Source organism: Gemella sp. 20925_1_85 (assembly GCF_041433735.1).
Lineage (GTDB): Bacteria > Bacillota > Bacilli > Staphylococcales > Gemellaceae > Gemella.
Genome location: NZ_JAPWCC010000001.1, coordinates 96137 through 118200, shown reverse-complemented (window position 1 = coordinate 118200; position 22064 = coordinate 96137). Strand labels below are relative to the sequence as shown.

Below are 22064 nucleotides of genomic sequence, written 5' to 3'. Positions count from 1 at the left end.
ATTCTATGTCACAAAAATCAGTTAACGCGATAAAAGTTTTAGGTGTTGATGCGATTAATAAAGCAAAATCAGGGCACCCTGGAGTAGTAATGGGTGCTGCACCGATGGCTTATTCTTTATTCACTAAACATTTAAGAGTAAACCCTAAGAAAACAGATTGGATAAACAGAGATAGATTCGTATTATCAGCAGGACACGGATCAATGTTATTATACTCATTATTACACTTATCAGGATTTGAAGATGTATCTTTAGAAGAAGTTAAAAACTTCCGTCAATGGGGTTCTAAAACACCAGGACACCCTGAGTTTGGCCACACTAAAGGTATTGATGCTACAACAGGACCTCTTGGTCAAGGTATCTCTACTGCAGTTGGTATGGCTTTAGCAGAAAGATACTTAGCGGCCAAATATAATAAAGAAGGATATGATCTATTTGAACACTATACTTATGTAATTTGTGGTGATGGAGATATTATGGAAGGTGTTGCTTCTGAAGCGTCAAGCTTTGCAGCAGTTCAAAAACTGAATAAACTTGTAGTATTATATGATTCAAATGATATTTGTTTAGATGGTGAAACTAAAGATGCATTTTCAGAAAATGTGCGTGCTAGATATGAAGCATATGGATGGAATACAATTTTAGTTGAAGATGGAGCTAGTGTAGAATCGGTTAATGCTGCTATTGAACAAGCTAAAAAATCTGATAAACCAACATTAATCGAAGTTAAAACTATTATCGGAGCTGGTTCTCCAAATAGACAAGGAACTAATGGTGTTCACGGAGCTCCGTTAGGTGACGAAGAAACTGCATTATTCAGAAAAGAAATCGGTTGGGAAAACGAACCATTCGATATTCCTGCTGATGTATATGCTGATTTCAAAGCTAATGTTGCAGATCGTGGAGAAAACGAATATGCTAAATGGGAAAAATTATATGCGGATTATAAAGAAGCGTACCCTGAGTTAGCAAAAGAATTAGAAGAAGTTCTATCTCGTGAAGATATTAAACGTCTGTCTAAAGAAAGTTTTTCATTCAAAAATGTAGGAGAGGCACAAGCAACTCGTAACTCTTCTCAAGATGCTATTAACAGTGTTGCTGCAGTATTACCAACATTCTTTGGAGGTTCAGCTGACCTTTCACACTCTAATATGACATTTATTAAAGGTGATAATTTACAAGATTATGCACACAGAACAGAACGTAATGTTCAATTCGGTGTACGTGAATTTGCAATGGCAACAGTGTTAAATGGATTAATGCTACATGGTGGTGTACGTGTATTTGGTGGTACATTCTTCGTATTCTCAGACTATCTAAAAGGTGCGTTAAGATTATCAGCATTACAAAACCTACCAGTAACATATGTATTCACTCACGATAGTATTGCAGTAGGTGAAGATGGTCCAACTCACGAACCAATCGAACACTTAGCATCATTAAGAACAATACCAAACACTTATGTATTCAGACCAGCTGATGCAACTGAAACACAAGCGGCTTGGTACTTATCACAAAAAACTAACGATAGACCAACTTCAATTGTTCTAACTCGTCAAAACTTACCAATCTTAGAAAATTCTTCATTCGAAAATGTTGCTAAAGGTGCATACGTTGTTTATGAAACATCTGCAGACTTTGATACTATTTTAATCGCAACAGGTTCAGAAGTTGCATTAGCAATTGATGTAGCGCGTGAATTAGAAAAAGATGGGGCTAAAGTACGTGTAGTAAGTATGCCGTCAGTAGAGTTATTTGAAGAGCAATCTAAAGAATATAAAGAGGAATTACTACCATTAAATATCCGTCGTCGTGTATCATTAGAAATGGGTAACAGTGCTCTTTGGTACAAATATGTAGGTTTAGATGGTTTAGCTATCGGAATTGATAAATTTGGAGCATCTGCACCTGCAAATAAAGTAATCGAAGAATACGGATTTACAGTTGAAGCAGTTGTAGAGAAAATTAAAAATGAGCTATAGAGAGATTCGTCCAGGCGATATTATAAAGGTTAAAGTAACAGCCGTAAAACCATACGGAGCCTTTATAGAAACACGAGATAAAATGGTAGGATTAATTCATATTTCTGAAATTACAAATTGTTTTATTTTTGATATAAGTAGTTATATTAAACAAGATGAGATTTTAGAAGTGAAAGTATTATCAATAAAAGATAATAAAATTAATGCAACATTAAACTTTAAACAGAAAAAAGATACGGATAAAAAAGAAATTAATAGTTTAGATACATTAAATTTTGAATATGGTTTTGATACGCTTAAGCAAAATATGAAGCTTTGGCAAAAGAAAGCTATGTTTGAAATGAGAAATTCTAAGTAGCTTTAAAAGCTATACTAACTTAACTATTAGTATTAAATAAAAGTTGATAGGAAGCATAAACCCTAGTCGAACACTTTTATTTGAGAATGGGAGTGACTCAAAAATCGTGATTTCTTAAGAAACAAGATTTTGTCGAGTCACCCTCATTCAGTTTATTAGATATCTAAAAATCTTTTATAAAGCGAATTTAGATATCAATAAACTACTACGTCTAAAAGTTGTCATATACACTTTTTTAAAAAATTTAGTACTTTTGAGTCAGCCCCTATCTTGAAAAAGATAACTATATTTTTTAGTTGTTATTATTGACAATGAAAATAAAGTAAGGTATTATAAAAGTAGTAAAAGTCCACTGACCGATATGTGGGATATAAATAGTCGGGTTGAAAGTTTACCGCTGACCAATATGCGGGATAAAAGTGGTTGGGTCGAAAGTATAGTCCTCAGCTTAATAGCGAGGACTTTTTTTGGAGAATAAATATGAAAAAAACAGGATTTTATATTATAAAAGATAACTTCTTTAATATTTTTAATGATCCTTTTTTAAAAGGGAACAAGCAAGGGAATAGACCGCATTATTATTGTTTTGAAGACTCAAAGACAGGTATTTATTGGATCATCCCAATGTCTAGTAAGTTAGAGAAGTATAAAAGAATAATAAAAAATAAAGAGAAAAAGGGAACTAAATGTGATATTTTACATATTGCAAAATTGGATAATAACAAAGAAAGTGTTTTTCTAATTCAAGATATGTTTCCAATAACAGACGAATTTGTAGAAAGAGAATATACAATTTCTGGGAATCATTTGAAAGTTACCAGTGAACATGTCGCTAGAGAAATAGAGAGAAAAGCTAGAAAAGTTTTGTCGCTATTAAAAAGAGATGTTAGACTTACACCATTACAACCAAATGTAATGAAAATATATAGACAGTTAAATAATAAAGACTATATATAATCAGCTACAGTATAAAAGTTAGCTAATAAAACATAGTTGTTAAAAGAGTTAAATATAATATCTGATAAAACTTATCTTTGAATTGAGAAATTCTAAGTAAAATCTATTGACAAACGTAACTTAACTGTTTATAATAACATACATATACTATGAAGTTTAGGAATTAAAAGTTAAGAGTATTATTCAACAGAGAGAATCTAGTGGTGAAAAGGATTCATAATAGAACTTTTATGCTACCTATGTAGTACTTCATCGGCAATTAAGCCGTTATAAAAACTAATGAGGAGTACAATGTACTCGAATTAGGGTGGTAACACGATTATAGTCGTCCCTTGTGTAATTAATTTTACACAAGGGACTTTTTTATTTATTTGTTAGATTGAAAGGAGAAAAATTAATGAAACAACTAACATCAACACAAATTAGAAGAATGTACTTAGATTTCTTCGTAGAAAAAGGACACAAAATTGAACCAAGTGCTTCTTTAGTACCAGTAGATGATCCAACTTTACTATGGATTAACTCAGGAGTAGCAACTCTTAAAAAATATTTTGATGGTAGAGAAATACCTGAAAATCCAAGAATTACTAACTCACAAAAATCTATTAGAACGAATGATATTGAAAATGTAGGGAAAACTGCACGTCACCACACATTCTTCGAGATGTTAGGGAACTTTTCAATTGGTGACTACTTCAAAAATGAAGCAGTACCTTGGGCTTGGGAATTCTTAACTTCTGAGAAATGGTTAGGATTAGAAAAAGAAAAATTATCAGTAACAATTCACCCTGAAGATACAGAAGCATATGATTTATGGCACAATGTTATTGGATTACCTGAAGAAAGAATTATTCGAATTGAAGGTAACTTCTGGGATATCGGTGAAGGACCGTCTGGACCAAATACAGAAATCTTCTATGACCGTGGAGAAGATGCAGATACATGGTCACCAAAAGAAGAAATGTATCCAGGTGGGGAAAACGATAGATATCTTGAAGTATGGAACGTAGTATTCAGTCAATATAACCACAATGCTGATGGTACATATACAGAACTTCCAGCGAAAAACATAGATACAGGGATGGGGTTAGAAAGAATTGTTTCTGTATTACAAGATGTTCCAACTAACTTTGATACAGACCTATTTATCCCAATTATCAGAGAAATCGAAAAACTTTCAGGTGCTAAATACGGTGTAAATGCAGAGCAAGATGTAGCATTTAAAGTTATCGCTGACCACATTAGAACTGTAGCATTCGCTATTGCTGATGGAGCTTTACCATCAAATGAAGGACGTGGATATATCTTAAGAAGATTATTACGTCGTGCTGTACGATTTGCAAAAGTTTTAGGTTTAAATAACTCATTCATGTATAAACTAACTGATGTAGTTGCTGAAATTATGGAAGACTATTATCCAAACGTTAAAGAAAGTGCAAACTTTGTTAAAGATGTAATTCTTAAAGAAGAAGATAGATTCCATGAAACGCTTCATGAAGGTGAAACAATCTTAAATAATATCGCTAAAGAAGTTAAAGATACTACAAAAGTTATCTCAGGGAAAGATGCATTCAAACTTTATGATACATTTGGTTTCCCAATTGAATTAACAGAAGAGTATGCTGAAGAATTAGGTTTAACAGTAGATATCGATGGATTTAATGAAGAAATGGAAAAACAAAAAGAGCGTGCTCGTTCTTCACGTCAAGACGATTCTTCAATGCAAGTACAATCTGACTTATACAGCAGAATAGTAGGAGATAGTGAATTTACAGGTTATACTAACCTTACAGGTGAAGGTAAAGTACTAGCAATAGTTGATAAAGAAGATAATCTATTAGAAAACTATAAAGGTGAAGAAATTGTAAAAGTTGTATTTGATAAAACTCCATTCTACGCGGAAAGTGGGGGTCAAGTTGCGGATAAAGGTTTAGTAACAGCTGAAGGTTTCAAAGCTGAGGTTGTTGATGTTAAGAAACTTCCTGACAAACGTCACATTCACTTTGTAAAAGTGGTAGAGGGTGAATTAGTAGTTGGAAAAGAGTACAAGCTAGAAGTTAATAGAGCTTATAGATTAAATGTTGAGAAAAACCATACTGCAACTCACTTATTAAATGAAGCTCTTCGTCATGAAGTTGGATCTCACATTAAACAAGCAGGATCTCTAGTAACTGAAGAAAAATTACGATTTGATATTACTCACTTCGCTCCACTTACAAAAGAAGAAATTGAAAAAGTTGAGCAAGAAGTAAACAAACAAATTTGGAATGCGTTAGAAATCAAAACAGAAGAAATGCCAATCGCTGAAGCTAGAAAACTTGGTGCTCAAGCATTATTCGGTGAAAAATACGGTGATGTTGTACGTGTTGTTTCTATTGGAGATTACTCTATTGAATTATGTGGAGGAACTCACAATGCTAATAGTGCTGAAGTAGGTATCTTCAAGATTGTATCTGAATCAGGAGTAGCTGCAGGGGTTCGAAGAATTGAAGCTCTAACTGGAAAAGCTGCATACGAGTACCTAAGAGAGCAAGAAGAAACTCTACGTTCTGTTGAAAAATTAACAAAAGCTAATGCGTCAAATGTAGTAGAAAAAGTATCTGCATTACAATCTGATATTAAGAAACTATCTAAAGAAAAAGAAAGTTTACAACAAAAAATTGCTAATGCTGAGTTAAACAACTTAGTAAACAACATTAAAGAAGTTAACGGAGTTAACGTATTAACAAGTGTTGTTGAATCTGAAAATATGAATCACTTAAAACAACTTGTAGACAACGCTAAGTCTAAATTAGAAAACTATGTTATTGCCTTTGCTTCAGTAAATGAAGATAAAGTAAACTTCGTTGTAGCTGTAGATAAAGCTATCACTGATAAATACAATGCTGGAAAACTAGTAAACGTGCTAGCTACAGTATGTGATGGACGTGGTGGTGGACGTCCAGATATGGCTCAAGCAGGAGCTAAAAATAAAGATAATATCGATAAAGCATTCGATGAATTATTAGCTAATATTTAATTACTGATACATAAATCATAAGGAAGGGATTACCTAGATAAAATAGTATTTTCAACAATAACTATTTTGAGGTAATCTCTCCCTTTTTCTCTGAAAATATGGTATAATTAATAGGATTATTATGGACAAATAATAATTTAATATTAGATTGTTTTTAATATTAAATATAATTTTGGAGGATAAGTAAATGGAAACAAAAAAATTAGGAAAAGTAGAAATTAACCCAAGCGCTTTAGAAGTTATTGCTAATATTGCAACAACTGAGGTAGAGGGTGTTTCTAAATTATTAGGAAAAAAAGTATACTCACGTGGAGTTGAATTAGAATTTGCAGGTACAGAATTAATTATTGATGTGTATTGTAACTTAAAAGCTGGATATTCAGTAACTAAAACAGCAAGAAAAATTCAAGAGAATGTTAGAAATTCTATTTTTAATATGACAGAAATTAGTACTAAAACTGTAAATGTTAATATTATAGGAATTGATTTTTAATTTAGGAGATATAAATGAAGAGCAGACACGAACTTAGAGAAGCAGTTTTTAAAATTTTATTCCAAGTAGAAAATACGGAATTAGATTTTATAGAACTTTTAGATTTAGAACAAGAAGAAATCTCAACTAGTATTTATGTTAATAGAACATTAACAGAAATATTAGAAAAGAAAGAAGAAATTGATGAAATTATTTCTAATAATTTGAAAGATTGGAAATTAGAACGTCTTTCAAAAATGGATAGACAGATTTTACGTATTTCAGCATATGAAATACTATATAGTGATATTCCTTATAAAGTTTCAATAAATGAAGCTGTTGAACTTTCAAAAAAATATAGTGAAAAAGATGAAAGCTATAAGTTTATCAATGGAGTATTAAAAGGTATTGTAGAAAACTCAACAAAATAAGAGGTAAAGTTAGATGGAAGAAAAAACATATCTAACCGTTACAGCGTTAAATAAATATATTGAACGTAAGTTTAAATTAGATCCATATTTAGGTGAGGTCTATATTAAAGGTGAAATATCAAATTTTAAGCCTCATGGAAATAATATTTATTTTTCAATAAAAGATGAAAATTCAGTAATTCGAGCAAACTGGTTTGGAGCAAGATCAAAAGACTTTAAAGATGGTGATACAGTACTAATAAAAACTAAGGTTGATTTTTACCTGAAGCGTGGTGAAGTAAACCTAGTTGTTCTTGATATGAAAAAAGATAGAATAGGAGAACTGTATCAGAAGTTTTTAGAGTTAAAAGAAAAACTTGAGAAAGAAGGATTGTTCTTACCTCAATATAAAAAAATAATCCCAAGCTTCAGTCAAAATATAGCGGTAGTTACTGCGAAAACAGGAGCTGCAGTACAAGATATTACAAGAACCATTCAAAGACGATTTCCTATAGCTAAAATTAATATTTATTCAACTCTAGTACAGGGTGAGAATTCAGTACAGGATATAGTTAAAAATATTAAATTAGCTGATGATGGTACTAATGATGTTATCATATTGGGTCGTGGTGGAGGATCAATTGAAGATCTTTGGAGTTTTAATACTGAAGAAGTAATTAGAGCTATTTTCAACTGTACAACACCAATTGTCACTGGAATTGGACACGAAACAGATACTACTCTTGCTGATTTTGTTTCAGATAGAAGAGCGTCAACGCCAACTGCGGCTGCAGAATTAGTAACACCGAATATTGAGGATATAAAAAATAGAATATCGTTTAATTATGATAAATTAACAAATACTATTAATTACATTATACAAACATATAAAACTAGAGTTCTTAACAGTGAAAATAATCCATATTATAAAAATTATTCAAAAGTTTTCCTTGAGTATAATAATAGAGTTGAATTATTAGAAAAAGAACTAAATAAATCTTTACAAATATTTGTTAAAGATAAACAGCATGTATTGAAAGCATCAACTGAGAAATTTTTAAATATTGATCTGTTAGGAAAATTTAAAGAAAACTTTACAAATGAAATAAATAAATTAGAGGCTAATTCACCGTTGAATATTATGAAAAAAGGATATTCTGTGGCTTTCTTGGGTGATAAAAAAATTACGACAATAAAAGAAATTAATACTGACGATGAAATATCAGTACAACTTGTAGATGGTAGTCTTGAATGTAAAGTAAATAATATATCCGATAAAGGAGTTAAGTAATGAGTAAAGAAAATTTTGAAACAAGTTTAATGAATTTGGAAAAAATTGTTGCTGAATTAGAATCTGGAAAGTTATCATTAGAAGATTCACTGGAAAGATATAAACAAGGAATAGATTTAATAAAAAACTGTAATGCATTAATTGAGAATGCTGAAAAAGAAGTAGCGAAATTAACTAAGGATTTTAAAGACAATGAATAATTTTAAACTTTTCATAGAAACTAATAAAGATAAATTAAATGCTTTTGCAAAAGAATATGTAGAAAAACTAGAGATGCCAGATATTTTAAAAGAATCAATAACTTATTCTTTGGTTAATGATGGAAAGAAAATTAGACCTTTATCTTTTCTATATTTACTAAAGTATTACGGAATAGATTATAGTAAATATTTTGACATAGCACTAGCTATTGAGTTAGTTCATACATATTCGTTAGTTCACGATGATTTACCAGAGATGGATAATGATGATTATCGTTGGGGTAAACATACTAATCATAAAGTTTTTGGACAAGATGTTGCGGTACTTACAGGAGATGCAATGTTAACATTAGCTTTTGAAGTTCTTAGTGATGCAGATGTCACTCCAGAATTGAAGGTAAGATTAATTAAGCAATTTGCTAATTATTCTGGTGCAATGGGAATGATTGCAGGGCAGATTTATGATGTTAAACAAAAAAACTATGATGTTGATGCGGACTACTTAAGAAAAATGCATAGTTTAAAAACCGGGCGTTTAATAGAGTTACCACTAGATTTTGCATGTTTAGTAGCAAATAAACTTGAAGATTATGATAATGTTAAAGAATTTGGTCAACAATTAGGTATTGCTTATCAGATAAAAGATGATATTCTAGATTATTATGGTGATTTTGAAAAAATTGGTAAATTACCTAGTGATGAAGATATGATTACATACCTTAGTTTCTATGGAATTGAAGAGTGTGAAGAATTATTAAAACAACATACATTTAATGCTATAACTGTAGCAAAACATCTAAATAATAATTTGCTTGAAGATTTCGCTAATTATTTATTAAAACGAGATAAATAAAATAGATAATAAAAGATATCTTAGAAACAAACACGTTTTCTAGGATATCTTAATTTTTTTGGATATTAACTAAAAACCACGAAAGTTTAGGGGTAAACTTCGTGGTTTTTTACAGTAATAATATTAGTTTAGCTTTAGGGTTTAGGATACTCGTAAACTAATATATTTAAAATGTTGGCTGTAGATTACTGGCACAAACATGAGGATTACTTATTAATTGTAAAACTAAAAGTAGTTTGCTTCTACAGTTGACAAATTAATACTGTATTTTTTGATATAATCAAAAATTGAGTCCTAATTTCAACCCTAAACATAAAGTAAAATACTTTACATAATTATTATACTAAAAAAAATAATAAATTTAAAGTATTTGTGTAAATTTTATCGATGAAAATGTTTTTATTTTAATTTTCAAGTTTATAACTTTTATAAATATTGATTTAATGATAAAATTAACTAAATGATTATAAGAATTTTGTAAGTGGAGTGGTAACTTTATGAAAGTGTTAGTAGCCGTAAATGAGTTTAAAGGATCATTATCATCACTAGAAATTGGAGAGATTATTTCTAATAAATTAAATAGTAATTATGATAACATTACAACACTTATTCAACCTATTGCAGATGGTGGAGATGGTTTTTTAGCATTATTTAAGGGTTTTGAGAAAATGAAATTCAAAACCATTAATGCAGCACGTCAAGAATGTGAAGTAAACTATCTGTTAGATGCTAAAAGGAAAGAAGCAGTTATTGAGGTTGCTGAAGTAATTGGTCTCAAGCATCTTAAAGATATTCAGAAAGATCCGTTTAAAACATCTACTGTTGGTTTAGGAAGATTAATCTCGTTTTTACTTAAAAAAGGGATTAATCATTTTATAATTGGATTAGGTGGCAGTGCAACTAATGATTGTGGAATTGGTATGTTAAGTGAACTAGGTATACATTTTACTGATAAAAACGGAAATTTTTGTAAACATGGTATTGATGATTTAATGAAAATTGACAAAATTGATTTAAGATTTATTAATGATAAATTTAAAACTGCCAAGTTTACTATAATAAGTGATGTGAATAATCCCCTTATAGGAATAAATGGTGCTACTTATGTTTATTCTAAACAAAAAGGACTCTCTGAGAGCAAATTTCAAGAAGTAGATAAGTATGTTGAAAACTTTGCGAATATTGTAAATAACGTAGTGAAGAAAAACTGTATTTTTAATGGGGGTAGTGGTGCAGCTGGTGGATTAGGTTTTGCTTTTATGTCTTTTAGTAATGCGACGCTTCAATCAGGTTCAGAATTTATGATTAAATACTTAAAGTTAGAAGAAATTATACAAGAAATTGATATCGTTATTACTGGAGAAGGAAAACTAGACAAACAAAGTTTTATGGGAAAAGCTCCGATTGAAGTCGCTAAACTAGCAAAAAAGTTTAATAAAAAAGTTATCTTTTTAGCCGGAAATATTCTAGATGAAGAATTATCTGAATTAAATGAAGATGATAAAAAATTAATTGACGCTTCGTTTTCGATTCAAAGAAGATTTATATCATTAAATACTGCAATGGATAAAAAAGTTTCTAAACAAAATCTAGAAAATACAATTGTTCAAATATTTAATATATTGGAGTTTAATAATGGATAAAAAGAATAATATACTAATGGGAATATTCTGTATAATATTGTCAGGTTTCGGTTTCTCATTGATGGCGTTATTTATAAAGCTAGCAGGCGACTTACCTTCCATGCAGAAAGGATTTTTTAGAAATATTATAGCCGTTGGAATTTCGTCAATTCCTTTAATAAAGCACTGGAAAAATATAAATCTACCTGGTAATAAAGTTTCTTGGAGTGTTCTAATCTCAAGAAGTATTTTTGGTACGATAGGCTTAGTATTTAACTTTTATGCAATTTCTCATATTAGTCTTGCTGATTCTACTATCATACAAAAACTTTCACCGTTTGTAATAATTATTTTATCGTATATCTTTTTTAAAGAACGAATGACAAAATTCCAATTTATAGCAATTGTTATAGCATTTATCGGAGTTGGATTTATTATAAAACCAACAGGTGATGGATTAATAAGTACAGGAGCTCTAGCAGCATTACTTGGGGCATTTTGTTCTGGTATTGCATATACTTGTGTAAGGTATTTAGGTACTCATAATGTTTCTGGAGAGTTTATTATATTCTTTTTCTCATCATTATCTACAATACTATTATTACCTTATCTTATTTTTGATTATAGAGTAATGACATTGTATCAACTATCAATGCTAATATTAGCAGGTGCTTCCGCGACAATTGGTCAATATGGTGTGACATTTGCGTATAAGTATGCAGCGGCAAAAAATATATCAGTGTTTGATTATTCGCAAGTATTGTTTTCGGGAATTTTAGGATTTATATTTTTTAGCGAGTTACCAGACTTGCAAAGTTTAATCGGATATATTATAGTTATTTCAGTAGGAATAATTTTAGTGATAAAAAGTAAATAGTGAGGTGTAATTATGAAAAGAAAAAGAATTGAAATAATGACGATAGCGTTCATTATTCTATGTACAGTTGTACTTTATGTTATTCAAAATAATAAGATTGTTTGGTTTAATAAAAATTCAGAAGATGAAAATAAGAGTACTAATGTGTTACAAACAGAAAATGTAGCTAATGCAAGAGATGGTATTAAGGGGGTAACGCAACCTTATCCATTTATTACTAATCCAAATGGAGTTGAAAATAATTTACTTCAAAATGCTAATGGTAGTCTAATAGGACAATTAATATACTTACAAAGAGAGAATCTTCCAGAAGCAGAACAGAAATTATTAGTTAATAATAAAGATGCTACTCAATATGTACTTGGGTATCTCGCTGGTCAAGAAGCAACACCGTTTGAACAAGGAGAAACAGTTGAAATTAATAGGAAGTTTCCTTACTATATCCAATGGGATAAACGTTGGGCTTATGATAAATTAGGTGGCACAAACGTGGCTATAGGTGGTTGTGGTCCAACTTGTGTAGCTATGGCACTTAGTGGAATATTAGATGATAAATCAATTACACCAAAAAACATTGCAGAAAAAGAAGATGCCAGTGGACATTTTACAGATGCAGGTACAAAATGGAGTTTCTTCGATTATATTGCTAAAGAATATGGAGTAAAATCTACTGGAGTACCACTTAATGAAGAAGCAATGAAATCTGTTTTAAGTAAAGGAAATCCTATTATCGCTTCTGTGCATCCAGGTAAGTTTACAACTGTTGGACATATTATTTTGATAACTGGAGTAGACAACGAAGGAAAATTTATAATTAATGATCCAAATAGTTATACGAGAACACTAAAAAAATGGTCATATGATGAATTAAAAACTGAAATAGTAGCTATGTGGGAATTTTCTAAATAAATTATACAGATAAATCCTCGAATTTCAAATGAAATTTGAGGATTTATTTTTTTATAAACAGGAGTGTATAACTAGAGAGCGTTCGAACCAATAATTTGATAAAACATGTGAAAACCTTTATAATAATACTTATGTAATTTGCGATAATTTATGTTTTATATGATTAAATCGCAACAAATATAAAAGATGGAGGAAATAAAATGTCAGTTCTTGATATAAAAAATCTAGAAGTATCAATTAATGAAAAACAAATATTAAAAGGACTTAATTTAGAAATTAAATCTGGTGAGATACATGCCGTAATGGGACCAAATGGTGCAGGTAAATCTACTTTAGCGTCAGCTATTATGGGTCACCCTAAATATGAAGTAGATGGTGGAAGTATTTTATTAGATGGTGAAGAAGTATTAGAAATGGAAGTTGACGAAAGAGCTCGTGCTGGTCTATTCCTAGCAATGCAATATCCATCTGAAGTACCAGGAGTACCAACTTCAGAATTTATTAAATCTGCAATTAACGCGCAACGTGAAGATAGTATTCCTTTAATGCAATATATTAAAAAATTAGATAAGACAATGGAATTTTTAGAAATGGATCTAAAAATGTCTCAACGTTATGTAAATGATGGTTTCTCTGGAGGAGAAAAGAAACGTAACGAAATATTACAAATGATGATGTTAGAACCAAAATTTGCTATTCTAGATGAAATCGACTCTGGATTAGATATTGATGCTCTAAAAATCGTATCAAAAGGTGTTAATAAAATGCGTGGTGAAAACTTCGGTTGCTTAATTATTACTCACTATCAAAGATTATTAGATTATATTGAGCCGGATTTTGTACACGTACTTATGGATGGGAAAATCGTAAAATCAGGTGGACCTGAACTAGCACTTCGTTTAGAAAAAGAAGGTTATGACTGGTTAAAAGAAGAGGTTTAATATGGAGAATAATAAATTAAAACTAAGTATTAAAACTTTACAAAGTATCTTTTCTAATACAAATGAGCCTACATGGTTTTTAAATACTAGAAAATTAGCTTTATATAAGAGTTATACACTACCTTTTCCAAAATTAGAGTCTATGGAGTTAGAAAGATGGAACTTATTTAATGTTGATTTTTCAACTCTAAGATTAGAAAATGAAGGAAATGTAGATATAGCTGAATATGGTATTAATAGTGATGATTTTGCTGTAGTTCAAAAGAATAATACTATTGTACATATCAATATTCCAGAGAAATATGCTGATAAAGTAGAGATTAAAGATATTTTCACTGCAATGAATGATGAACACATTAAAGATAGTTTTATGAGTGTTGTTGACTATGCTGAAAGTAAAGTAACAGCTGTTCACTATACTCTATTAAATGCTGGATTATTTATTGATGTTAAGGATAATGCTGTAATTGAAGAACCGCTTCAATATATCGTGATTTCTGATAAAGAACAAAGTTTATTCAACCATGTAACTATTCAGGTTGGAAATAATGCTAAATTTAACTTTATTGAAAACTATGTAAATAACCAAAAAGACGATAAGGCACCTTTCAGTTTAGTATCAGAAGTAGTTGCACATGAAGGAGCTCAAATTAACTATAGTTCAATTACGAACCAACCAGGTGAAAAACGTGGAACTATTTTACGTCGTGGTTTAACTTATAGAGATTCATTAATTAACTGGAATGTAGCTGCAATGGATGAGGCAGATGTATATCACGATAATACAACGAATATTCTAGGAGACGGATCTGAAGCTAACCTTAAGATTGTTACTCTAGGAGTTAAAGAACAAAAAACTTACTTCAATAGTGAAGTAGTTAACCAAGGATTAAGTAGTAAAGGTGATATCTTACAACATGGTGTGCTATTAGATAGATCACATATCGTATTTAACGGTGTTGGATTTATAGTAAAAGGTGCAACAGGTTCTAATGCTTATCAAAGTTCAAGAATGCTGACACTTTCTTCAGAAGCAAAAGCAGACGCAAACCCAATGCTATTAATCGATGAAAATGATGTTATGGCTGGTCACGGAGCGTCGTTAGGTCGTATTGATGAAGAACAATTATATTATCTACAAAGTAGAGGTTTAACTAGAAAAGAATCTAGCAGATTACTAGTTCACGGATTCTTATCTCCAGTTATCTCAGAATTAACAGTAGATAAGATTAAAGAACTAGTTACAGTGCTTATTGATGAAAAAATTAACAATAACGAGAGTGAATAATAATGATAGATTTTAGTAAATATAGAGAAGATTTTCCTATATTAAAAAGAAAGATATCAGGGAATGATTTGATATTTTTTGATAATGGAGCTACTACTCAAAAGCCTAATCAAGTAATTGATGCTATTACAGATTACTATAAAAATTATAATTCAAATATTCATAGATCTGTTTATACCTTAGGTAATGAATCAGAGAAAATATACGAAGAGTCTAAAGAGTTAGTTAGAGAGTTTATAAATGCAAGTAGTTATGAAGAAATAATCTATACTAGTGGAACTACTGAAAGTTTAAATTTTACTGCTAGAATTTTAGAGCAAGATGTAAGTGAAGGAGATGAAATTATCCTTACTTATATGGAACATCACGCTAATATTATTCCTTGGCAGCAACTAGCTAAACGAAAAAATCTTGTTCTTAAATATTTAGAATTAGATGAAGAAGGAAGAATAAGTATTAACCAATTAGAAGAATTTATTACAGATAAAACTAAAATCGTATCAATGTGTCATGCTTCTAATGTATTAGGTAATATTAATCCGGTTTATGAGATTGGTGAATTATTAAAAGATAAAGATATTTATTTTGTAGTAGATGCGGCACAATCAGTTCCTCATTTAAAGATTGATGTTCAAAAAATGAATTGTGACTTCTTAGCTTTCAGTGCACATAAAATGTGTGGACCTACTGGTATTGGAGTTCTATATGGTAAAAAAAATCTATTAGAAAAATTTGATCCGGTTGAATTCGGTGGAGGAATGATTGGTATTGTTGAAGATACTTCAGCAACATGGGCTATTCTTCCTGATAAATTTGAAGCTGGAACGCCACTGCTTGCACAAGCAGCAGGATTAGGAGCCGCTATTAAGTATCTAGATAGTATCGGCTTAGAAAATATTGAGAACTACACTAAAGAGCTTACTGAATATATGTATTCTGAGCTTTCTAAGATAGAAAATATAGAGATTTATGGAACTAAAAGCATAGAAGAGAGAGTTTCATTAATAACTTTTAACTTGGTAGGTGTTCATCCTCACGATTTAACGAGTTTCTTAGATGAAAAAGGTATTTGCATAAGAGCAGGACATCAGTGTACTCAACCATTATTAGGAAAGTTAAGAACATACTCAGTAGCAAGAGCAAGTCTATACTTATATAATACAAAAGAAGAGATAGATTTCTTTATTCAAACATTAAAAGAAACGAAGGAGTTTTTTGAAAATGAGTTTTAGCGATTTAAAAAGTTTATATAAACAAGTAATCTTAGATCATAGTAAGCATCCTAGAAATAATGGGGAAATAGAGAGTAGTTACAAGTTGGAGATGTTGAATCCATCTTGTGGTGATAAAATAACAGTTAGTATGAAATTAGTAGACAATATTATTGAAGATATTAAATTCGTAGGAACTGGTTGTTCGATTTCACTAGCTTCAGCTTCTATGTTAACTGAGGAATTAAAAGGTTTATCAGTAGAGAAAGCTAATGCCAAGATAAAAGACTTTTTAAATATGATTATGGGAAATGAATTTAATGAAGAAAACTTAGAAGATAGTATTTCATTACAAAATATTTCTCAACTTCCAGCTAGGGTTAAGTGTGCTACTTTAGCATGGAAAATTACAGAAAAAATTTTAGAAGAAAATAAATAGAAGAAGGAGTGATAGCATTGAATAAAAATGAAGAAATGTTTACCGATTATCAGTATGGATTTTCAGATAAAGATGTATCTATATTCAAGACTGATAAAGGATTAACAAAAGAAATCGTTAAAACTATTTCTGAAAGAAAAGAAGAGCCACAATGGATGTTAGAATACCGTCTAAATGCATTAAAAGAGTTCTACAGAATGCCGATGCCTACATGGGGTGGAGATTTATCTGAAATAGATTTTGAGGATTTAACATACTATGTAAAACCATCAGAAAAAACAGAACGCTCATGGGATGAAGTACCACAAGAGATTAAAAATACTTTTGAAAAACTTGGAATTCCAGAGGCAGAACAAAAATACCTTGCAGGTGTATCTGCACAATATGAGTCTGAGGTAGTTTATCACAATATGCATAAACAATTCGAAGAAAAAGGAATAATCTTTGAAGATACTGATACAGCGTTAAAAAATCATGAAGAAATCTTTAAAGAATACTTCTCAAAAGCTGTTGATTTCAACGATAATAAATTCGCAGCCTTAAACTCTGCGGTATGGTCAGGTGGATCATTCATCTACTGTCCTGAAAATGTATCAGTAGAAGCACCGCTTCAAGCATACTTTAGAATTAACAGTGAAAAAATGGGACAATTTGAGCGTACATTAATTATTATTGAGAAAAACTCTTCTCTACACTACGTAGAAGGATGTACAGCTCCAACTTACTCAGCAAGTTCACTTCATGCCGCTGTAGTAGAAATCTTTATTAAAGAGAATGCTCGTTTCAGATATACAACTATTCAAAACTGGTCAACGAACGTTTATAACTTAGTTACTAAGCGTGCGATTGTTGAGAAAAACGGTACTATGGAATGGGTAGATGGAAACTTAGGTTCTAAATTAACTATGAAGTATCCAGCATGTATTTTAGTTGGTGAAGGAGCAAGTGGAAGTACATTATCTATAGCTATGGCTAGTGAAGGACAAGTACTTGATGCTGGATCTAAGATGATTCACTTAGCACCTAGAACATCATCTACTGTTGTTTCTAAATCAATGTCTCGTCGAGGTGGAAAAGTTAACTACCGTGGATGGATTCACTTTGGTAAAAATTCTGAAGGTTCTCGTTCGAATATTGAATGTGATACTTTAATTCTAGATGAGTACTCAACATCTGATACTATTCCTTACAACATAGTTAAAAACTCTAACGTATCATTAGAGCACGAAGCAAAAGTATCTAAAGTATCAGAAGAACAACTATTTTACTTAATGAGTAGAGGTCTCGATGAAGGACAAGCTACCGAAATGATAGTTATGGGATTCATCGAACCATTTACAAAAGAACTTCCAATGGAATACGCTGTGGAATTAAACAGATTAATTTCATTTGAAATGGAAGGATCAATAGGATAATATAATAAAAATATGACTCTGTAAATCTAAATATAGATTTACAGGGTTTTTTTTATTTTGTAATGAGATAATATTTAGAATGAAAATACTTGTATTATAAGAATAATCTAAACGATTAATAAATATTTGTAAAAGAATCCGAATGAACAACTTATAAATATTTTCATATGATAACTTACCTTAAATATATACATACACAGAATAATTTAATAAAAAATCCAGTTTAATAGTAATATGAAAAATCATAAACAAATTTTGTTAATTATATATTGTATTAATATTTTATAATGTGATATAATGTAAATAAGAAAAGTAAAGGAAATGTTATGCTGTTTTTTTTTTTTTTATAGAAAGTATAAATGAACTTTAAAACTTAAATAAAAATCTATTTCCAAATATATCAAATCTACTTAATACATTAAAAAGTACAATAAAAATTATTGAAATGATATAGTTGGATTAAACAGCTGATTAAAAAATTGATACACTTACTGCCAAAGTGCAGTGGAAGGAGAGTATTAAAAGCATATAAAATATGTATTTTATACTAATAAAAAATTTTAAAAATGAACTCATTATTAATTAGGTATGATTGAACATTATTTTATCCTAAATTTAAAGTAATAATAAGTATTTGTTTTATTATTGTATTGGGAATACACAACTTAGTTTGCTTTTATAGAAGAACGCAAAAGTGAAATATTATGAAAATATTAAAAGTTCTATCGAGTTTATTTTTTGTCTAATATTATTGATGCTTGCTGTTCCAATTTGTATTTTTGCTTGTATTGCTATTTATATTGAGTTACGTGTGAATCCAATATATACGCAAAAACGTGTTGGATTAAATGGTAGAATTTTTAAAATATATAAACTTAGATCAATGTATATTGATGCGGAAAAAGATGGACCTAAATGGGCTAGTGAAAATGATGAAAGAATTACAAAAGTAGGACGTATAATTAGAAAAACGCGAATTGATGAGTTACCACAATTGGTTAACATTCTAAAGCGAGATATGTCTATTATTGGTCCTAGGCCAGAAAGACCAGAATTGATTAAAGAATTTATTAAATACATACCCGATTTTAATGACCGTCTTTTGGTTAAACCTGGTATTACAGGATGGGCTCAAGTTAATGGAGGTTATTCATTAACTCCAAAAGAAAAATTAGAGTTTGATAAGTATTATATTCAAAATAGAGGATTTAAATTGGACTCATTGATTTTGTTAAAAACGATTATGGTAATTTTTACAAGACATGGTGCAAGATAAAAAGAACATAGGAAACTTGAGGAGAAAAAAATGCATTTATTAAATAACAATATTACAAGAGTATTTAATTTTTTTAAAAAGAAACTTTTGATTTTACTGATATTCATATTAAGTGGAGTAGCTGTAGTAAGTGCCTATACAGTTTTTGCTATCACTCCTATTTATAGTGTTTCATCTACACTGATTATGAAAAGTTCTAGTGATAAGAATGACGATTCAAATGCTTTAACATCTATTAATTTATTACAAAGACAGGTGAAAACATATCTAGAAATATCAGAATTACCAAATATTAGAGAAGAAACTAATAAATCACTGGATTTGACAGGAGAAGAGATTAAGAATATTAAATCTATAAAACTTACTAATGATTCAGGTTCACAATTATTAACACTTACGATACGTTCAACTGATAGGGAATTAGCTGAACGCTATGCAAAACAATACATAGTTGATTATAAATCTTTTGCTGCTGAAAAGATTGGAAGAGATGATTTGTCTATAGTTACTGATGTAGTAGGTAGTTATAATCCTGTATATCCGAGCTTATGGAAAAATATGCTTATTTCTTTTATAGTATTTACATTTATTGGACTTAATATTGTTTTTATTCGTTTTATAATGGGAGACTCAATAGATTCATTAGATGATTTGGAAGAACTGGCAGGTGTTTCCGTATTAGGTATGATACCTGCTGTGAAAGAAAAAGAAAGAAGGTAAAATTATGTATATTGAAGTTATTCATAATAGTAAGTCTATTGCATCAGAATCATATAGAACACTAAGAAGTAATATACAGTTTTCAAATTTCGGGAGAAATTTAAAAATAATTGTAATAACTAGCGCAAATCCCAATGAAGGGAAAAGTGAAGTTAGTTTAAACCTTACTGCATCTCTTGCTCAACAAGGTAAAAAAGTTATTTTAATTGATGCTGATATGAGAAAACCGACACAACATAAATTAATTGATAAAAGAAATAATACAGGATTGAGTAAACTAATTTTAGGAGAAATAAGCGAGGATGCAGTAAGTCATTTAAATGTAAATGATGTGGAATTTGATGTTTTAACATCTGGACCAGTACCTCCTAATCCATCAGAAATGCTAGTAAGTTCTACTATGGAGGATATTTTAAATTCTTGTATCGATAATTATGATTATGTAATAGTAGATACACCACCTTTATTAGCTGCTACTGATGCTCAGATAATGGCTAGAGTTGCGGATGCGACTTTACTAGTTGTTGATATGCAAATAAGCAAACGAAAACAAATTATAGAAGCAAAAAAAAGATTGAATAATGTTGGAGCTAGACTTTTAGGTATTGTAGCAAATAAATTAGAAACACATGAGAATAGCTATTACCATTATAATTATAAATAAAATAGTTAAATCTATTATAAATAGATAATAGATTAGAAAGGAGTAGGAATGTTACTATATATTTTTGTTTTTTTATATCTTGTAGGATTATCTACAATATATACTTACTTTGAAGAGAAAAAAGATGAAATAAAATTGTTAACAATTCCTACTTTTATTTTATTCTTAGTTCTTGATGGATTTAGAAGTTCTAGTGTTGGAGGAGATCTTAATTTCTATGTAAATGTATTTAAAGAAAATTCTTTACAAATACCAGAACTATCAAATATTTTTAAGTCTAGATTTGAAGTTGGATATATTCTTCTCAATAATTCATTAAGAAATTTTTCAGATAACTATACTATATTGTTATTTTCCTTTGCGGTAATAACAGTATCGATTTGGTTTTATGTTTTTTGGAATTATTCTGAGAATATATATATTAGTTTAATTATATATTTTAGTTCTCTTGGGATGCTATTGTATTCTTTTTCAAATATACGTCAAGGTTTATCAATATCTGTAGGTTTATTAGGATTTCATTTTTTTACCAAAGAAAAGTATATAAGAGGTTTACTTTGTACTTTGATTGCACCATTGTTCCATATAACTGGAATTATTTGTATATTATTTATAATATTGAGAAAGATTCATTTGAGTTTGAAAGTTTTTGTAGTTGTTCTTCTAGGATTAATATTAACATTTCCTTTATTAAAGAATTTTTCAGAATTTTTTGTTAATATATTTCCTCAATATACATCATATTTAGAATCATCTTGGTTTTTAGATAGTTATAAGCTCGCACCAGTTGCGTTATCAATAGTTTATATTATATTTTTTGTGATTGGTGAGATAATCTTAAAGAATAGCGAATTAACTGAATCTGAAGAATACATTAGGATATTGTTTTTCTGTTATTTAATATTTACTATCACAACTATGCAAACTAGTCTATTAAGTAGATTCGCTCATTATTTTTCACCATTTGCCGCTTTGTACGTTCCTATGTTTATACATAAAGTGTCAGATAGAAGAATCAAGTGGGCATTGCTTTACTTAATAATTATAGTATACTCAATATTTTTATTTGTAATAGTATATTATAAAGTTGAATGGTATAATGTCTCACCATATCGTTCTGTTATTGTAGATTGGTTAGTAGGAAAGGAGTTTTAAGATAG

At 29.8% G+C, this 22064-nt stretch carries 21 protein-coding genes; all 21 read left to right on the top strand.

Going from position 1 to position 22064, the window contains the following annotated elements; all coding sequences use genetic code 11:
* Positions 1 to 5: 5 nt before the first annotated feature.
* The 21 genes from tkt (at position 6) to O3884_RS00480 (ending at position 22059) form a co-directional block, all read left to right on the top strand.
* Complete coding sequence (gene tkt, locus O3884_RS00580; RefSeq protein WP_371451094.1) at positions 6 to 1982, top strand: transketolase; 1977 nt, start codon at positions 6 to 8, stop codon at positions 1980 to 1982.
* Positions 1972 to 2340 (top strand): S1 RNA-binding domain-containing protein, encoded by a 369-nt coding sequence (locus O3884_RS00575; protein ID WP_299324157.1) that lies wholly within the window; start codon positions 1972 to 1974, stop codon positions 2338 to 2340. Before tkt ends, O3884_RS00575 begins: the two co-directional genes overlap by 11 nt.
* 480 nt (positions 2341 to 2820) lie before the next feature.
* Complete coding sequence (gene cptIN / locus O3884_RS00570; protein ID WP_371451093.1) at positions 2821 to 3297, top strand: type III toxin-antitoxin system CptIN family toxin; 477 nt, start codon at positions 2821 to 2823, stop codon at positions 3295 to 3297.
* Between the two features lie 397 nt (positions 3298 to 3694).
* Positions 3695 to 6316, top strand: coding sequence for an alanine--tRNA ligase (gene alaS / locus O3884_RS00565; protein ID WP_371451092.1), 2622 nt, complete (start codon positions 3695 to 3697; stop codon positions 6314 to 6316).
* 187 nt (positions 6317 to 6503) lie between these two features.
* A complete protein-coding gene (locus O3884_RS00560; protein WP_003145278.1) occupies positions 6504 to 6809 on the top strand; it encodes an Asp23/Gls24 family envelope stress response protein in 306 nt (101 codons plus the stop codon).
* Positions 6810 to 6823: 14 nt separating this feature from the next.
* A complete protein-coding gene (nusB, locus tag O3884_RS00555; RefSeq protein ID WP_294682763.1) occupies positions 6824 to 7219 on the top strand; it encodes a transcription antitermination factor NusB in 396 nt (131 codons plus the stop codon).
* 13 nt (positions 7220 to 7232) lie between these two features.
* Positions 7233 to 8489 (top strand): exodeoxyribonuclease VII large subunit, encoded by a 1257-nt coding sequence (xseA, locus tag O3884_RS00550; protein WP_371451091.1) that lies wholly within the window; start codon positions 7233 to 7235, stop codon positions 8487 to 8489.
* Positions 8489 to 8689: an exodeoxyribonuclease VII small subunit gene (gene xseB, locus O3884_RS00545; protein WP_003145059.1), complete on the top strand. Its 201-nt coding sequence runs from the start codon at positions 8489 to 8491 to the stop codon at positions 8687 to 8689. Before xseA ends, xseB begins: the two co-directional genes overlap by 1 nt.
* Complete coding sequence (locus O3884_RS00540; RefSeq protein ID WP_371451090.1) at positions 8682 to 9542, top strand: polyprenyl synthetase family protein; 861 nt, start codon at positions 8682 to 8684, stop codon at positions 9540 to 9542. Before xseB ends, O3884_RS00540 begins: the two co-directional genes overlap by 8 nt.
* A gap of 497 nt (positions 9543 to 10039) precedes the next feature.
* The gene (locus tag O3884_RS00535; RefSeq protein WP_371451089.1) at positions 10040 to 11185 is read left to right on the top strand and encodes a glycerate kinase; all 1146 of its coding nucleotides are present in this window, start codon (positions 10040 to 10042) and stop codon (positions 11183 to 11185) included.
* The gene (locus O3884_RS00530) at positions 11178 to 12041 is read left to right on the top strand and encodes a DMT family transporter (protein WP_371451088.1); all 864 of its coding nucleotides are present in this window, start codon (positions 11178 to 11180) and stop codon (positions 12039 to 12041) included. The genes O3884_RS00535 and O3884_RS00530 overlap by 8 nt, the downstream gene beginning before the upstream one ends.
* Before the next feature lie 12 nt (positions 12042 to 12053).
* Complete coding sequence (locus O3884_RS00525) at positions 12054 to 12950, top strand: C39 family peptidase (protein WP_371451087.1); 897 nt, start codon at positions 12054 to 12056, stop codon at positions 12948 to 12950.
* Positions 12951 to 13150: 200 nt separating this feature from the next.
* Positions 13151 to 13891: a Fe-S cluster assembly ATPase SufC gene (sufC, locus tag O3884_RS00520; protein ID WP_003145337.1), complete on the top strand. Its 741-nt coding sequence runs from the start codon at positions 13151 to 13153 to the stop codon at positions 13889 to 13891.
* Position 13892: 1 nt separating this feature from the next.
* Positions 13893 to 15179 (top strand): Fe-S cluster assembly protein SufD, encoded by a 1287-nt coding sequence (gene sufD / locus O3884_RS00515; protein WP_371451086.1) that lies wholly within the window; start codon positions 13893 to 13895, stop codon positions 15177 to 15179.
* Between the two features lie 5 nt (positions 15180 to 15184).
* A complete protein-coding gene (locus O3884_RS00510) occupies positions 15185 to 16411 on the top strand; it encodes an aminotransferase class V-fold PLP-dependent enzyme (protein WP_371451112.1) in 1227 nt (408 codons plus the stop codon).
* Positions 16401 to 16829 carry a Fe-S cluster assembly sulfur transfer protein SufU gene (gene sufU / locus O3884_RS00505; RefSeq protein WP_371451085.1) on the top strand — a complete coding sequence of 143 codons (429 nt, stop codon included), beginning with the start codon at positions 16401 to 16403 and terminating at the stop codon, positions 16827 to 16829. Before O3884_RS00510 ends, sufU begins: the two co-directional genes overlap by 11 nt.
* Positions 16830 to 16864: 35 nt before the next feature.
* Positions 16865 to 18244 carry a Fe-S cluster assembly protein SufB gene (gene sufB, locus O3884_RS00500; protein ID WP_040464531.1) on the top strand — a complete coding sequence of 460 codons (1380 nt, stop codon included), beginning with the start codon at positions 16865 to 16867 and terminating at the stop codon, positions 18242 to 18244.
* Positions 18245 to 18938: 694 nt separating this feature from the next.
* Positions 18939 to 19520, top strand: a complete 582-nt coding sequence (locus O3884_RS00495; protein ID WP_371451084.1) for a sugar transferase — start codon at positions 18939 to 18941, stop codon at positions 19518 to 19520.
* A gap of 87 nt (positions 19521 to 19607) precedes the next feature.
* On the top strand, positions 19608 to 20240 hold the full coding sequence (locus O3884_RS00490) for a YveK family protein (RefSeq protein WP_371451083.1): 633 nt from the start codon (positions 19608 to 19610) through the stop codon (positions 20238 to 20240).
* Positions 20241 to 20244: 4 nt separating this feature from the next.
* Entirely contained in the window at positions 20245 to 20904 is a 660-nt protein-coding gene (locus O3884_RS00485; protein WP_371451082.1) for a CpsD/CapB family tyrosine-protein kinase, read from the top strand.
* A 48-nt stretch (positions 20905 to 20952) separates the two neighbouring features.
* Entirely contained in the window at positions 20953 to 22059 is a 1107-nt protein-coding gene (locus O3884_RS00480) for an EpsG family protein (protein WP_371451081.1), read from the top strand.
* Positions 22060 to 22064 lie beyond the last annotated feature (5 nt).